General features: G+C 69.1%; 16 protein-coding genes. 4 read left to right on the top strand and 12 right to left on the bottom strand.

Going from position 1 to position 13922, the window contains the following annotated elements; genetic code table 11:
* Positions 1 to 2 precede the first annotated feature (2 nt).
* The 7 genes from BST10_RS13675 to BST10_RS13645 form a co-directional block, all read right to left on the bottom strand.
* Entirely contained in the window at positions 3 to 1067 is a 1065-nt protein-coding gene (locus tag BST10_RS13675) for an ABC transporter ATP-binding protein (RefSeq protein ID WP_083038309.1), read from the bottom strand.
* 10 nt (positions 1068 to 1077) lie between these two features.
* Positions 1078 to 1917, bottom strand: coding sequence for a carbohydrate ABC transporter permease (locus tag BST10_RS13670; RefSeq protein WP_013829017.1), 840 nt, complete (start codon positions 1915 to 1917; stop codon positions 1078 to 1080).
* Positions 1914 to 2798, bottom strand: a complete 885-nt coding sequence (locus tag BST10_RS13665; RefSeq protein ID WP_013829018.1) for a carbohydrate ABC transporter permease — start codon at positions 2796 to 2798, stop codon at positions 1914 to 1916. The genes BST10_RS13670 and BST10_RS13665 overlap by 4 nt, the downstream gene beginning before the upstream one ends.
* Before the next feature lie 16 nt (positions 2799 to 2814).
* On the bottom strand, positions 2815 to 4152 hold the full coding sequence (locus BST10_RS13660) for an ABC transporter substrate-binding protein (protein WP_232062438.1): 1338 nt from the start codon (positions 4150 to 4152) through the stop codon (positions 2815 to 2817).
* Positions 4153 to 4163: 11 nt separating this feature from the next.
* Entirely contained in the window at positions 4164 to 6077 is a 1914-nt protein-coding gene (locus BST10_RS13655) for a YhgE/Pip domain-containing protein (protein WP_013829020.1), read from the bottom strand.
* Positions 6078 to 6079: 2 nt separating this feature from the next.
* A complete protein-coding gene (locus BST10_RS13650) occupies positions 6080 to 6826 on the bottom strand; it encodes an ATP-binding cassette domain-containing protein (RefSeq protein ID WP_041317938.1) in 747 nt (248 codons plus the stop codon).
* Between the two features lie 84 nt (positions 6827 to 6910).
* The gene (locus BST10_RS13645) at positions 6911 to 7792 is read right to left on the bottom strand and encodes a sigma-70 family RNA polymerase sigma factor (protein ID WP_083038307.1); all 882 of its coding nucleotides are present in this window, start codon (positions 7790 to 7792) and stop codon (positions 6911 to 6913) included.
* Between the two features lie 74 nt (positions 7793 to 7866).
* Between BST10_RS13645 and BST10_RS13640 the strand changes: the two genes are divergently transcribed.
* Positions 7867 to 8220 carry a DoxX family protein gene (locus BST10_RS13640; protein WP_013829023.1) on the top strand — a complete coding sequence of 118 codons (354 nt, stop codon included), beginning with the start codon at positions 7867 to 7869 and terminating at the stop codon, positions 8218 to 8220.
* Between the two features lies 1 nt (position 8221).
* On the opposite strand, the gene BST10_RS13635 is transcribed toward BST10_RS13640, so the two are convergent.
* The 3 genes from BST10_RS13635 to BST10_RS13625 are packed head-to-tail and all read right to left on the bottom strand — an operon-like array spanning position 8222 to position 10098.
* Positions 8222 to 8665, bottom strand: a complete 444-nt coding sequence (locus BST10_RS13635) for a TOBE domain-containing protein (protein WP_013829024.1) — start codon at positions 8663 to 8665, stop codon at positions 8222 to 8224.
* Positions 8666 to 8698: 33 nt separating this feature from the next.
* Positions 8699 to 9529, bottom strand: coding sequence for a ketosteroid isomerase family protein (locus tag BST10_RS13630; protein WP_083038305.1), 831 nt, complete (start codon positions 9527 to 9529; stop codon positions 8699 to 8701).
* On the bottom strand, positions 9526 to 10098 hold the full coding sequence (locus tag BST10_RS13625) for an isochorismatase family protein (protein WP_041319851.1): 573 nt from the start codon (positions 10096 to 10098) through the stop codon (positions 9526 to 9528). The genes BST10_RS13630 and BST10_RS13625 overlap by 4 nt, the downstream gene beginning before the upstream one ends.
* Positions 10099 to 10306: 208 nt before the next feature.
* Between BST10_RS13625 and BST10_RS13620 the strand changes: the two genes are divergently transcribed.
* Positions 10307 to 10825, top strand: a complete 519-nt coding sequence (locus tag BST10_RS13620; protein WP_013829027.1) for an RDD family protein — start codon at positions 10307 to 10309, stop codon at positions 10823 to 10825.
* Between the two features lie 19 nt (positions 10826 to 10844).
* Here BST10_RS13620 and BST10_RS13615 read toward each other — a convergent pair whose 3' ends face one another.
* Entirely contained in the window at positions 10845 to 12353 is a 1509-nt protein-coding gene (locus tag BST10_RS13615) for a carboxylesterase/lipase family protein (RefSeq protein ID WP_041317942.1), read from the bottom strand.
* Positions 12354 to 12395: 42 nt separating this feature from the next.
* Between BST10_RS13615 and BST10_RS13610 the strand changes: the two genes are divergently transcribed.
* Positions 12396 to 13100, top strand: coding sequence for a hypothetical protein (locus tag BST10_RS13610; RefSeq protein WP_083038303.1), 705 nt, complete (start codon positions 12396 to 12398; stop codon positions 13098 to 13100).
* Between the two features lie 4 nt (positions 13101 to 13104).
* On the opposite strand, the gene BST10_RS13605 is transcribed toward BST10_RS13610, so the two are convergent.
* Entirely contained in the window at positions 13105 to 13443 is a 339-nt protein-coding gene (locus BST10_RS13605; protein ID WP_083038301.1) for a hypothetical protein, read from the bottom strand.
* Positions 13444 to 13586: 143 nt separating this feature from the next.
* Here BST10_RS13605 and BST10_RS13600 point away from each other — a divergent pair, with 143 nt between their 5' ends.
* The gene (locus BST10_RS13600) at positions 13587 to 13922 is read left to right on the top strand and encodes an RNA polymerase-binding protein RbpA (RefSeq protein WP_013829032.1); all 336 of its coding nucleotides are present in this window, start codon (positions 13587 to 13589) and stop codon (positions 13920 to 13922) included.

Here is a 13922-nt window from a genome sequence, read left to right as displayed (position 1 = left end):
CATCAACCCAGCCGGGCGCCGTCGGCGGTGAACAAGTGCAGGTCCGCCACGTCGAGCTGCAGCGACAACCGGGAGCCCCGGTCCACGTCGGTGCCGCCCGGGACCCGGGCCACCACCGACTGCGGCGGCTGCGGGCCGACGGTCCGACCGTACAGGTAGGCGTCGGCACCCAGTTCCTCGACGAAGTCGACCTCGACCCCGATCCCACGATCGGCGAGGTGCAGCTGCTCGGGCCGGACACCGACAATCAGTTCGGCTGCCGCGGAACCGCTTTCGCGCGGCAGAGCCATGGTGTGGCCGCCCAGCGCGAACCCGCCCTCGACAACCGGGACGGTGAACAGGTTCATCGCCGGCGAGCCGATGAATCCGGCGACGAACACGTTGGCCGGGCTGCGGTACAGCTCGCGTGGCGTGGCGCACTGCTGCAGCACCCCGTCGCGCAACACCGCCACGCGGTCACCCATCGTCATCGCCTCCACCTGGTCGTGGGTGACGTAGACGGTGGTGATGCCCAGCCGGCGTTGGAGTTCGGCGACCTGATTGCGGGTCTGTACCCGCAGCATGGCATCCAGGTTCGACAGCGGCTCGTCCATCAGGAACACCTGCGGGCGCCGCACGATCGCCCGGCCCATCGCGACCCGCTGGCGTTCACCGCCGGACAGATCCTTGGGCTTGCGCTGCAGGTGGTCCTGCAGCCCCAACAGCCGGGCCACCTCGAGCACCCGGGCGCGGATCTCGCCCTTCGGGGTCTTGGCCACCTTGAGCGCGAAACCCATGTTCTGCGCCACCGTCATGTGCGGATACAGCGCGTAGTTCTGGAACACCATGGCGATGTCGCGATGGCCGGGGTCAGTCTCGGTGACCTCGTCGTCGCCGATGAAGATATGGCCGGCGTCAACGGGTTCCAGGCCGGCGAGCACCCGCAGGGTGGTTGTCTTGCCGCATCCGGACGGCCCGACGAGCACCACGAACTCACCGTCACGCACCGACAGCTCCAAGGCGTCCAGCGCCGGGCGTTCGGCACCGGGATAGCGCCGGGTCACCGAGTCGAACGTCACTGAAGCCACTGCGCCCCCGCTACCGTCCGCCGAAGCCCGTGGCGGCGATCCCGCTGACGAAAGCGCGCTGCGCCACGGCGTAGATCAGGATCAGCGGAGCCAACATCAGCATGGACGCCGCCATCAGCACCGGCCATTCGGCGACGTACTCCCCCTGCATCCACACCAGTCCGAGCGTAAGGGTGGCGATCTCCTCGCGTTGGATCATCAACAGCGGCCACAGGAAGTCGTTCCAGACGTTGATCCAGGTCAGTACCGCCAACACCATCACCGCCGGCTTGGCGTGCGGCAGCAGAATCCGCCAATAGACACCCCACGGCGAGCAGCCGTCGAGAATGGCCGCCTCCTCGAGGTCGACGGGCAACGTCGCGAAGAACTGCCGCATCAGATAGGTGCCGAACGCGCTGCCGAACAGTCCCGGGATGATCATCGCCCACACGGTGTCGGTCCAGCCGAACACGCGCATCAAGATGAACTGCGGGATCACCGTGACCGTCAGCGGCACCATCAACGTGGCCAGGTACAGCACGAACAGGGTGTCGCGTCCGGTGAACGGCAGCCGGGCGAAGGCATAGCCGGCCAGCGAGCAGAAGAAAACCTGCCCTACCGTCACACAACCGGCGTAGAGCACGGTGTTGAAGAACATCCGCCAGAACGGCATCCGGGCGAACACCTCGAGGTAGTTCGACCATTGCGGATGCGCCGGCAACAGCATCGGCAGGCTGATCTCGGCCTGGCGCTTCAGTGACCCCGACAGCGCCCACAGGATCGGGAACAGCGCACATGCCGCGACGCCGGCCAACCCGGCGTACACGGCCAGCAGTCCGGTGATGCGGTGCCGCACCGGCCGCCCCGTCACTGGTCCACCGCGTTTCGCCGCGACAACCGCAGTTGGATGATCGTCAACACCAGCAGCACGGCGAACATCACCCACGCCAGGGCGGATGCGTAACCGAAGTCCAGGAACGCGAACGCGTGCTGAAACAGCATGATGGCCAACACATACGTGCCGGTCTCCGGGCCGCCGCTGCTGCCGGTGAGCACATAGACCAGGTCGAACGCCTGAAACGCGTTGATGACCGAGATCACCACGACGAACCAGAGTGCGCCCCGGATCATCGGCACCGTGATCGACACGAAGCGCCGGACCTGCCCGGCGCCGTCGATGCGGGCCGCCTCGTGCAGCGACTCGGGAACACCCTGCATGGCCGCCAACAGGATCACCGTCGCGAACGGCACGCTCTTCCACACGCTGACCAGGCACAGCGATGCCATCGCCCAGTGTGGCTCGGTGAGCCACGGCACCGGCGAAACGCCGAACCAGCCGAGCATGATGTTGAGCAGGCCGCTGTCGGTGTTGAACACGAACTGCCACACCACCGCGATCACCACCGAGGACACCGCCAACGGCAGGAAGGCGATCGCCCGGAACAACCCGATGCCTCTGACCGCCCGGTTCAGCAATCCGGCCACCGCCAGACTGATCACCACCGTCGGCACCACCGTGCCGACGGTGAAGACCGTGGTGTTACGTACCGCGATACCGAACAGCGGGTCCCCGGTCAACAGGTCGGAGTAGTTCGTTGCGCCGATGAACCTCGGCGGCGTGAACAGATCCCACTGCTGAAAGCTCATGTAGAGGGAGAACGCGAGCGGAAACGCCATGAACAGCGCGACCGCCGCCAGATTCGGGGCGATGAACCACCGGCCCGCCCGCGCCCGCCTGCGTGTCGGGTTCATGCTCGTGTGGGATTCATCAGGAAGCCAACAACTCGTCGATCTGGGGTGACAGACCGGTCTTGAGGGTGGCGGCCGGGCGCTTTCCGCGCAGCACCGGCCCGATCGCCCGGTCCATCAAGGCGTGCACCCGCTGCCAGTCCGGCGAGATCGGCAGTCCCTCGGAGTGGGCCGGGCCGCCGGTGAGCACCGCCAGATTGGTGATCCCGCGGTGGGCGGCGGTGAACCCGGGTGCGGCGATCGCGGATCGCAGCACCGGCACGAACAGCCCGGACTCCCCGATCAGCGACTGGCCCACCGGGCCCGCGGCGAACTTGACGAACTCCCACGCCTGCCGGCGGTGGCGGCTGGCGGCGGCGATGGCCAGGCCGGTGCTGCCGATGGCCGAGCGGGCGGCCAGGCCCTTGGCGGCCGCGGCCGGCCCCGTCGGTAGCACCGCCACATCGAAATCGAGATCTTCGGCCTGGGCGAAAGTCTGGTAGCGCCAATGCCCGCCCAATGCCATCGCCGCCTTGCCCGCGGTGAACAAGCCCATGGTGGACATCGCCTGGGTGTCGGAGGCGGCCGGCGCCACGCGATGCACGTTTGCCAGGTCGGCGTAGAACTGGATGCCGGCGAGGAAGGCGTCGTCGTCGTAATTGAGGTGGGTGGGGTTGAACCGCGGCACCGCCCAGGGTGTGCCGTTGTTCATGCCGAACAACGCCGCCGAATACGGCGGTGACCAGGTGTCGACGAACCCCCACCGGATGATCCTGCCGTTGGTGTCGCGCCGGGTCAGTGCGGTTGCGGTGTCCAGGAATTCGCCAAAGGACCAGGGCTCATCCCAGCGTCCCGGCGGTGGCGGAACGCCGGCCTCGGCGAAGATCGCGGTGTTGTAGAACAAGAACGCCCCCGACCACTGCTCTGGAAAGGCGTACTGACCGCCGTTGAAGCCGAACGTCTCATAGAGTGCCGGGATGCTGTCGGCGCGCAACGCCGCGGCGAACTCGCGGTCGGCGTCCAGCAGGGCGTTCAGGTCCGCCAGCACGCCGCGTCCGGCCAGCTCGGCGTAGTTGAACTCCCAGGCCATCAGCACATCCGGACACCTGCCGCCGGCGCAGAACGTCGAGATCTGCTGGGTGGGGTCTCCTCCGGCCAGCACGGTGCGCACCCGGATGTCGGGGTGCCGGTGCTGGAAGGCGTCCACGATGCGCATCCGGGCGTCGGCCTCCTCCGGGTTGGCCGCGAAGAAGAACCGCAGGGCGTCGTCGTCGGCTCCGCACGCCGAGGGCCACGGTGCCGCGGCGGCCAGCCCCAGCGCCGCGGCACCGCGAAGCACGGTGCGACGCCGCAACGGTGTTCCGCTCGAAGACCGCACCGGCGCGACCGTCACACTTCGATCGGCGGGTAGAGGCGCTCGAGGGTGAACTGGCGATCTCGGCGCGCGGCCCAGGCGCTGGCCGCCAGCGATACGACGAGGATGCCTGCCAGCACCGCCACCGACGTCCACAACCTGGTGTCGATGCCACCGACGGTCAACTGCCGTAACCCGTTGACGGCGTAGGTCATCGGATCGTAGGGGTGCAGGATCTGGAACGGTTTGGCGGTCGTTTCCACGGGATAGACCCCGCCGGAGGACACCAGCTGGAACATCAGGAACGCCAACGCGACCACCCGGCCGACCGCGACGCCCAGCACCGCGTTGAAGGCCTGGATCATCGCCAGGAACGCCGCGGCGATCAACGCCAGGAAGGCGACCGTGCCCGCGGCGTAGCGCGCCTGCAGCCCCACCCCGAAATGCACCACCGCATACATCAGTACCACCTGGCAGACACCCAGCAGCAGCGCGGGCCAATAGGAGGCCAGCACCACCCGCACCGCGCCGAGGCCGTTGACGATGGCACGAGTCTGCAACGGGGTCAGCAACATCCATACGATCAGCGAACCGATGAACAATGCCAGCGGCAAAAAGAACGGGGCGAACCCGGTGCCGAAGGTGGCGGCGTGATGGGTGAAGTCCATGTCGACACCGACCGGGCTGGCCAGGATCTGCGACACCTCCACGCGCTGCTGGTCGGTGATCGTCGAGGCGCGCTGATCCGCCTGCCCCAGCCCGTCGGCCAACTGCCTGGCACCGTCCTCGAGTCGGTTGCTGCCGTCGGCGAGCTGGACCAGGCCGTCGCTGAGCTGGTGCGCTCCGGCGTCGAGGTCGGTTGCGCCGTCACGCAGCGCGACCAGATCGTTCTTAAGTCCGCCGTCGAGGGCGTGGGTGATGAACGTGCGTAGCCCGCTACCCGGGTCGGCCAGGTCGCCCTCCAGCTTCTGGGCGTTACCGCGCAACTGGTTCAGTCCCTCGTCGGTGGCCGGGTCGAGCCCCTTGACGGCGAGGAGCCGCTGAGCGCCGGCAAGGGTGTCACCGAGCCCGCGCACCGCCGGGTCGGGGTTGGCGCGCAACGCGTCCACCACCTGGTTGACGATTCCGGCGGCCTGCTGGTAATTGACGTTGAGCGAGGCGATCCGGTCGGACACCGTTTTGATGTTGCCGCTCAACGCGGTCGCGGCGGCGCCGGCGGCGTTCGGGTCGAAGCCCATGGCGTCGAGGTCGTCGGTCAGCTTCAGCAGTGGATCAGTGGCCTGCTGGATGCCCACCGACAACCGCCGGCTGCCATCGGCGAGCGCGGCAGAACCGTCGCGTGCCGTACCGAGATTGTCGGCCAACGTCTTCGAGCCCTCCGACAGCTGGCCGGCGCCGTCGGCCGCCTGCTTCACCTCGTCGGTCACCTGGGTCAGCGCGGTCCCGATCACCTGCTGGCCGACCTTGGCGCCGACCTCGTTGAGCACCTCGCGGGCGGCGTTCTGCCCCATGACCGATGCCAGGTAGTTGTTGGCGTCGTTGAACCGGAACTGGATCTGCGCCTTCTGCGGGTGCGGACCGGCCGGTGAGACCACCGCCGTGCTGAAGTTTGGCGGCAGCGTGATCGAGAAGTAATAGGTGCCGTCGGAAACCCCTTTGGCGGCTTCACTTTCCGACACCTCGTGTAGATCGAGTTGACCGGAGTCGACCAACCCGCGGGTCACCTCGTCGCCGGCCCGCAGCTGCTGTCCCTCGACGGTGGCGCCGGTGTCGGAGTTGACCAGCGCGACCGGGATCTTGTCTATGGCGGCGAACGGATTCCAGAACGCCCACAGGTACATGGCGCCGTAGAGCAGTGGCAGCACGATGATGGTCAGCAGGGCCACTCGCGGCATGGTGCCGCGCGAGTAGCGTTTGAGGTCGGTGCCCAACGACATTCCGGCGAGCATGATCAGGAATCCCTCTTCTCGTGTCTGCCGTGACCGGTGACTTCGGCCGGTTCCAGGTGTTCGACGTGGATCTGCGCGGCGACCCCCGAGCCCTCCGGGAGCTCGTTGGCCGAGGCGGTGATCACGGTCTGGTGCTCCCCCAGCTCGACCAGCCGGCCGACCAGCACCTGGCGGTCGCGGTCGCTGGTGACCTGGTCGATGCTGCCCACCACCAGCAGCGGCGGACGCGCGGTATTGGCCAGCGCGATGCGCAACAACAGACCGGTCAGTTCGTCAAGCTGCTCGACGTAGTCGTCGAGCCGGGGCAGCGGCAGCTCACCGAAGACCGGCCCGCACACGGCGTCGCGTTCGGCGTCGCCGGCGCGCCGTACCAGCCGGTACCAGGCTGCGTTCCAGCGGATCTGCTCGGTGATCAGGTCGCGGACCGTGACCGACTCGAAGATCGCGTCGAGGTGTTCCACGCCGGCCAGGGCGGCGACACCGAAGATGTCGCGGGCCTTGCTGTGTCCGAACACTGTGACCGATCCCGCCGATGGCTTCATCCGGCCCGCCAGGTTCATCAGCAACGCGGTGCGGCCCGATCCGGGCGGTCCGATCAGCAAGCTGACCCCGCCGGCCTGGACGTCCAGATCGAGCGGGCCGAAAACCCGCCCCCACGGGCCGGTCATGGCGATGCCGCGTGCCTTGACCGCCACCGGCGCTTCCGCGGGAGCCTTCGCTTCCTCCGGAGCCTTCACTTCCTCTGGCATGAGATGCCCCCTATCGACGGCCGAATCGGTTCGCGTGACCCATCCAAGCAGAACCGGGCGGCGGCGATCAGCCGTCGCGGGGGTTCACGCCCGGCCGGTTCCCGGCAGCCGCAGCGTCAAGGGGCGCAGCCGGTCGGGATCGCCGACGATATCGATGGAGTCGATGCGCCCGTCGTCACCGATACCGATGCGCAGCACGGCCAGCAGCCGGCCCCCGGGCGCGATCGCGATGCCGGGTGCGTCGTCGACCAACAGCACCGCACCGGCGCGTGCCCGGCGGGTGAAGCGGCGGGTCTCGGTGGCGATGTCGGCGGCACCACGCAGCTCGACGGGCACATCGGCGGGCACCAGCAGCGGGTCGACCCGGCGCACCACCTCGGGCGCCAGCAACTCGAGCAGCGCCGGGATGTCGCCACCGCGCGAGGCCGCCAAAAAGGCCGACACCACCCGCAGATGCTCGGCACGGCGCCGCGGTTCGGCGACCGGCCCGGCGTGTAATCGGGCGCGTGCCCGACTGGCCAGCTTCTTGGCCGCATCCGCTGACCGATCCAGCACGTCACCGATCTGCTCGAACGGTATGTCGAACACGTCGTGCAACACGAAGGCGGCCCGCTGTGCCGGCGACAACCGGTCCAGCACCACCAGCAGCGCACGGCTGACCGCATCGGAGCGCAACACCGCTTCGTCGGCGGCCGGAACGGCGGCGCTGCCGATTGCTTCGGACAGCGGTCGCTCGCCGCGCCGGCCACGCGCCCGCAACTGATCCATCGCGGTGCGGGCGGTGATCGTGGTGAGCCAGCCGGGCAGGTTGTCCACAGCGGTGAAGTCGGCACCGCTGGCCTTCAGCCAGGCCGACTGAACCGCGTCGTCGGCGTCGGCGCTCGACCCGAGCAGGTGAAATGCCACCGCGTGCAGGCGGTGGCGAAGGTCTTCGAACTGCTCCGCCAGGACTTTCACATCGTTCATGGGTCACCTTCGCCGTCCGGGAGTCGTCATTGACAGGGATAGCCATATCCACTGACGAAAGGAAGACCAACATCATGAGCGTATCGACCCTCTACCTGGCGACCATCACCGTGACGGCCGTCATCACGATCGCCATCGCCGTCGCCGACTTCATTCCGGCACCGTTCGTCCTGGCCAATTCGGCTCAGGTGGGGGTGCCGCGATCGTGGCTGCCGATGCTGGGCGGGCTGAAGCTGGCCGGGGGCGCCGGTCTGCTCATCGGACTGGCGGGCGTCCCGCTCATCGGTCCGGCCGCCGCGGCCGGGCTGGTCGCCTTCTTCATCGGGGCCGTCGTGACGCATCTGCGGGCCGGCGTGTGGCACAACATCGGCTTTCCCGCCGTGTACCTAGTGCTGTCGACGGCGTCGCTGGTGATGCTGCTGGCCTGAGCTATCCGAACTCGGCCGCCGGATCGGTGTGACCGGCGGAACCGGCCCGGCGCGGCAGTTCCAGCACGACGTTGGTGGCTTTGACCGACGCGACGACCAGGCTGCCGGGCTGCAATTGCAGTTCGTCGGCGGCCTCCCGGCTGACCAGCGACACCAGCCGGAAGGGACCGGCCTGCACATCGACCTGCGCCATCACCGTGTCACGGGTCACGTTGGTGACCAGCCCGACCAGCCGGTTACGGGCGGACTGGCCCACCACCGGATTGCGCGACACCGGCTCCACTGACGCGCGCTCCTGGGCGAACCGCGCCAGCTCGGCTCCGTCGACCACCCGAGGTCCACTGCCCGTGGACGCCGACAGGCGACCGGAGTCGATCCAGCGCCGCACGGTGTCGTCGCTGACCCCGAGTAATTCGGCGACTTCGGCGATTCGAAAGCTTGGCACGCCGTTGAGCTTATCCTCGCCGGGACCGGCGACTCAGTCTTCTGCGAAGTACCGGATCGTGGTGATCGCCCGGCCGCCGCGGTCCACGTCGGCGAACAGCACCCCGCGCTGCTGCGCAGCGGTGAGGGAAACCGCGACGGTGCGGCCGGCCGCCAGCAGCTTCGTCGGGCGGGCGCCCACCAGCCGGGTGGCGAGCTCGGCGAGATCGATGGCGGTGTCATCGCCGTAGGTCATTGTCACAGCGGGTGATAGCGCCGCAGTGACAGTGGACAGCTCGCCGGAGGAGACGGCGGCGAGGAACGCCCGCACCGGCCTTTTGCCCCGGCCGGCCGGACGGCGAAATCCGGCGGTGAACCCGGCGGTGCCGGCGAGGCGTTGGTTGCGCAGCAGTGATCGCGACAGCTGAACCGCGGCGGGCGTCGCCGCAACGCCGTTGCCGAGGAACCGGCGCATCATCGCCGGCAGTTCCCAGTAGGCCCGCAACCGCCGCAGCCTCCATCGGCGGCCGGCCTCGGTGAGGTCGTTCGCGGCCAGGTCGTCCTCGGTCAGGTCATATCGCAGAATCGCCGGGATGTGCATGATCACCGATGGCCCCATCGCGACCTCGAGTTCCAGGTCCCGCACCACCGTCGTGCCGCGCACGATGTCCAGGTCGCGGTGGAAGGTGATGCCGCGCGGCCCGATGAACGTGTCGTAGAACCGGCCGATCTGTTCGGCACCGACGTGCGGGCGGGAGCCCACCGGGTCCTCCACCTGGCCGTCGGCGCTGAACAGACCCACCCAGCCGGTCCGGTCGTGGGCGGCGGCCGCGACCGGCGACTGCTCGACGGTGGCCAGCAGATCTTGCGCTATCGAGTCCGTCATCGGGCTTCCTCCCCCACAGCGATACCGGCGCTGCGCATTGCCGTCAGCGCAGCGGCCGCCGAGTCGGCGGCCACCCCCGCGGTCAGTTGCGGCAGCACCGCGGTGGCGAACCCGGCGCGGACCGCGTCCTCGGCGGTGCGGCGCACACAGTAGTCGGTCGCGACGCCGACCACATCGACACGGTCCACGTTGCGCTGGTGCAGCCAGTCGCCCAGGGCGGTGCCGGCGTCGTCGACGCCGCCGAATCCGCTGTAGCCGGCGTCGTAGTCACCTTTGGTGAAGACGGCGTCGATCCGGTCGGTGCGCAGCGCGGGATGAAGATCCGCACCGGGTGTTCCGGCGCGGCAATGCGGCGGCCACGACGTCACGTAGTCCGGCCGCTGCGAGAAGTGCCCACCGGGGTCAATGTGCCAGTCTTTGGTCGCCACGACGTAGTGGTAGCGGTCGCGTGCGGTCTCGCTGTCGAGGTAACGGGTGATGCCGTGGGCGACCGCGACAGCGCCGGTCACCGGCAGCGCGCCGCCGTCACAGAAGTCGTTCTGCACGTCGACGATGATCAGCGCCCGCATGATCACCACCGTATCGCCGGCGCCGCAGCACGGCCCGGCCGTAGATCACCCACGACACGCCGACGGCTGCCAGCACCGCCGCCTCGACGGCTGCGCTCCAGCCGGCCGGGTAGAGCAACGCCGGTCAGATAGTGGGCGCAGAATCCCGTTTCGTCCCGGTCCGCCACGGTACATTGGCGGACATCCAACGTGGTCAGGAGCGCATCTGATGGCAAGCGGCGATTTCGGCCCCAACGGCCCCGGCTATGGCCAGCCCGGCCCCTACCCGCCGCCGCAGGGCTGGGGACAGCAGCCCACATGGGGGCACAAGCCGGGTGGCCTGGGCAGGCGCTTCTGGGCCCGGCTCATCGACGGTGTGCTGGTCAGCATCGTGGCCTTCGCGCTGTCACTGTTCGTGTTCGCCGACGACTACCCGTTCCTGGTGACCGGCCTGTTCTCCGGCGTGCTGACCTACGGCTACTTCGTCTTGTTCGAGGTCACCCAGGGGTCCAGCCCGGCCAAACGGCTGCTCGGGCTGGCGGTGCGCGGACCCGACGGTGCATCCAAGCCCACGCTGGGTCAGTCGGCCGTCCGCAATGCCTTCACGCTGCTGGCGGTACTGCCCTACCTCGGTCCGCTGCTGGCCTTCGTCGCCTATCTCGTGATCGCGGTGACGATCAGCGGCAGCGCGACCAAACAGGGCAAGCACGATGAGCTGGCCGGCGGCACCCGGGTGATTCGCACCTGATCGGCGGCGCGCCCGATCGCTAGCGCGCCAGGGTGAACCCCGCCCAGGCCATCCGGCGCTCCGGCGACGGGTCGAACTCCACCCGTGTCTTGTGGTCGAACACCATGACGGCACGGTCGGATCGGTCGTAGGCCGGCCAGTCGTCGCCGGGCACTCCGTCCCGGCCGAATGCCCGCCAGCGCCGCTGCACCTGGCCACTGACCCGCAGCGCCGCCCGCCGGTCCGCGCCGGCAGTGAGCAGCCGGCCGAGACCGCCGCTGCGGTAGACGTCGAACACGGCGAACAGTTCGGTGGCATGCGTGGCGCCCATCCCCGACCAGCGCAGCATCCGCGGCGCGTAGTCGTAGCGATAGACGTAGGTGGGTGCGTGCGCCCCGTGCGCTTCGGCGATCTCCCACACCGCCGCGTTGAAGGCGAAGTCGCCGCCCAAGCGGATGCAGGCCTTCCGGTCGGGGTAATCGGGGTAGGCGGCGATGATGCGGTCGCGCACGCCCGCCTCGGTGTTGGCCAGCACCGCCTCGACCATCGGCTCGGTCGTCGGCAACATCTTCAAGAACCGGGTGAACAACCGGCCCTCGTGAGCGTTGCTGCCGACGATGAGTGGTACCTGGTGGGCCGAACCCCGTCGCATCGCCTCGACCGGGTCCAGCGGCAACAGGTCGTCGCCGAACACCGGCCCGATCGGGAACGCGCCGAGCATGTCGCGGGTGCCGTCGGCGAGCAACCGGTCCTGGGCTGCCAGCAGCTCGGCCGGCGACACGCGCAGCAGGGTGTGCGCGGCGTCGGGGGAACGCACCCCCAGCAGCGCCGCGAACCGGTCGGCGAACTCGGCGGCCACTTCGGGACCGCGAACCATGCCGGCAGCGGGACTCTCGGCGATCGCCCGGGCGAACAGACCCTCGGCTTGCGGCACCGCCAGGAGCGTGGCGACGATGTGCGCACCGGCGCTCTCGCCGAAAATGGTGACATTGCCGGGGTCGCCGCCGAACGCCGCGATGTTCTCGCGGACCCAGCGCAGCGCCAACACCAGATCCCGCAGATACAGGTTGCTGTCCACGGTGACCGCGGAGGTCGACAGCGACGACAGATCCAGGCAGCCGAGCGCACCGAGCCGGTAGTTGACCGACACGTACACGCAGCCGCGGCGGGCCAGCGCCGCCCCGTCGTAGATCGGGGTGGCCGAGCTGCCCAGAATGTAGCCGCCACCATGGATGAACACCATGACCGGCAGCGGGCCGTCACCGGCTTCCTCGGGGGCCACCACGTTGAGGGTCAGGCAGTCCTCACTGGTGGGCTGGAAGCGGCCCGGGCCCAGCATGGTGTACATCCGCGCCTGGGGCGCGCAGTTGGTGAACCCGTGGCAATGCCGTACCCCCGACCACGGCTCAGCAGGCTCGGGCGCCCGAAAGCGGAGTGGGCCCACCGGCGGCCGGGCATACGGAATGGAACGCCACCGGCGCACCCCGTCGCGGGCGAAACCCTCCACGACACCGGTGGCGATGCTGGCCTGCACAGGGTTGTCATGCATGAGCCGAACGTTAGCGAACCGGCCGGCGGCTAGCCTAACGGCATGCGTCTCACCGGGCTCATCGTCGTATTGCTGTTGCTCGCCGGATGCTCCCGCGCGACGGTCGACGAGCCGGAGCCGACCCCGAGCGGATCGAGTACCACGGCTACCAGCGCACCGTCATCAGCGGCCCCGCCGGCCTCGACGTCGCCGAAGCCGGCGGCCGCTCCCGCCCCCGGCGCGCCGATCGCCGACGTCATCGCCTGGATCGAGGCCGGCCGGCTCGTGGACGCCGCCGGCTACCACAGCGCGACCCGCGACGGCGCCACCACCGACCTGATCGAGGACGTCGCGTTCACCGTCTCGGCCGCGCCGCGCCGCGCCACCAAATGCATGACCGATTCCGACTCCGCCGACAGCCCGCTGGCCTGCGTGGTGGAATTGGTGAACCCGCCGGCGCAGCCCGAGCAGATCTACGGGCAGTGGAAGGGCGGCTGGGTCGACTACGCCGGCGACACGCTGCGTGTCGGGTCTGCTCACGGCGACCCGGGCCGATTCCTGCACGGCGAAGGGGCCGAACTGCCCGACGGAGCGGTGCTGTCGTTCGGCGACTACCGCTGCCGGGCGGATCGGGCCGGGTTGTTCTGCGTGAACTACGCGCACCGCTCGGCGGTGCGGTTCAGCCCGGAAGAGATCGGCGTGTTCGGCTGCCTGCGTCCGGTGCCGCCGCCCGCCGACGCCGGCAAGCTGTACAGCTGCGCCAGCTGACGCTTCAACGCCACCGGTCGGCGGATTCGACGGCCTGCAGCAACGCCTCACACAGCTGCCGCAGCTCATCGTGTGGCGCGTCCTCGGCCAGGGCGGTCGCGATGTCCTCGGCCGCGCACCGCACCTGATACACCCGGTCGGACAAGGCCGTCGCCTCCTCGGCGGAGAGCACCACCGAATCGGGCGCCAGCACGGTCGTCTTACCGCTGCTGACCAGGGCACGCTGCTCGTAGGCGCGCTGCCGGCAAGATTGGCGACAGTACTGTCGGCGCCGGCCGATCCCGGCGTCGCCCACGTCGCGGCCGCACCAGCGACAGGGCTGGGGGCGGGGACTGCGCGGCACGCCTGAACACCTTAGTCCGGCCGTTGCGCCGATCCCGGTATCATTAGGGGCTGTGCCGCGTGCGCCGGGAACCGCACAGGGCCCGCTCGCGTTGTCAATGCGAGACGAATTCGAAGACAAACAGGTTCTAAGGAGTGTGGGTCATGGCTGATCGTGTACTGCGGGGCAGTCGACTGGGTGCCGTGAGCTACGAGACCGACCGCAACCATGACTTGGCGCCACGCCGGATGGCGCGGTACCGCACCGACAACGGTGAAGAGTTCGAGGTTCCGTTCGCCGACGACGCGGAGATCCCGGGCACCTGGATGTGCCGCAACGGCCTGGAGGGCACCCTGCTCGAGGGCGACGTGCCCGAGCCGAAGAAGGTCAAGCCGCCGCGCACCCACTGGGACATGCTGTTGGAGCGCCGCTCGATCGAAGACCTCGAAGAGCTGCTCAAGGAGCGCCTGGACCTGATCAAGAGCCGCCGCCGCGGCTGA

This window comes from Mycolicibacter algericus DSM 45454 (assembly GCF_002086455.1).
Classification (GTDB): Bacteria; Actinomycetota; Actinomycetes; order Mycobacteriales; family Mycobacteriaceae; genus Mycobacterium; species Mycobacterium algericum.
This window is presented reverse-complemented; position numbering and strand designations above follow the sequence as displayed.

Excerpts from the sequence above, each read along its gene's own strand:
- BST10_RS13665 (WP_013829018.1), bottom strand. The coding sequence starts at position 2,798 with ATGAACCCGACACGCAGGCGGGCGCGGGCGGGCCGGTGGTTCATCGCC.
- BST10_RS13655 (WP_013829020.1), bottom strand. The coding sequence starts at position 6,077 with ATGCTCGCCGGAATGTCGTTGGGCACCGACCTCAAACGCTACTCGCGC.
- BST10_RS13650 (WP_041317938.1), bottom strand. The coding sequence starts at position 6,826 with ATGCCAGAGGAAGTGAAGGCTCCGGAGGAAGCGAAGGCTCCCGCGGAA.
- BST10_RS13645 (WP_083038307.1), bottom strand. The coding sequence starts at position 7,792 with ATGAACGATGTGAAAGTCCTGGCGGAGCAGTTCGAAGACCTTCGCCAC.
- BST10_RS13640 (WP_013829023.1), top strand. The coding sequence starts at position 7,867 with ATGAGCGTATCGACCCTCTACCTGGCGACCATCACCGTGACGGCCGTC.
- BST10_RS13630 (WP_083038305.1), bottom strand. The coding sequence starts at position 9,529 with ATGACGGACTCGATAGCGCAAGATCTGCTGGCCACCGTCGAGCAGTCG.
- BST10_RS13625 (WP_041319851.1), bottom strand. The coding sequence starts at position 10,098 with ATGCGGGCGCTGATCATCGTCGACGTGCAGAACGACTTCTGTGACGGC.
- BST10_RS13620 (WP_013829027.1), top strand. The coding sequence starts at position 10,307 with ATGGCAAGCGGCGATTTCGGCCCCAACGGCCCCGGCTATGGCCAGCCC.
- BST10_RS13615 (WP_041317942.1), bottom strand. The coding sequence starts at position 12,353 with ATGCATGACAACCCTGTGCAGGCCAGCATCGCCACCGGTGTCGTGGAG.
- BST10_RS13610 (WP_083038303.1), top strand. The coding sequence starts at position 12,396 with ATGCGTCTCACCGGGCTCATCGTCGTATTGCTGTTGCTCGCCGGATGC.
- BST10_RS13600 (WP_013829032.1), top strand. The coding sequence starts at position 13,587 with ATGGCTGATCGTGTACTGCGGGGCAGTCGACTGGGTGCCGTGAGCTAC.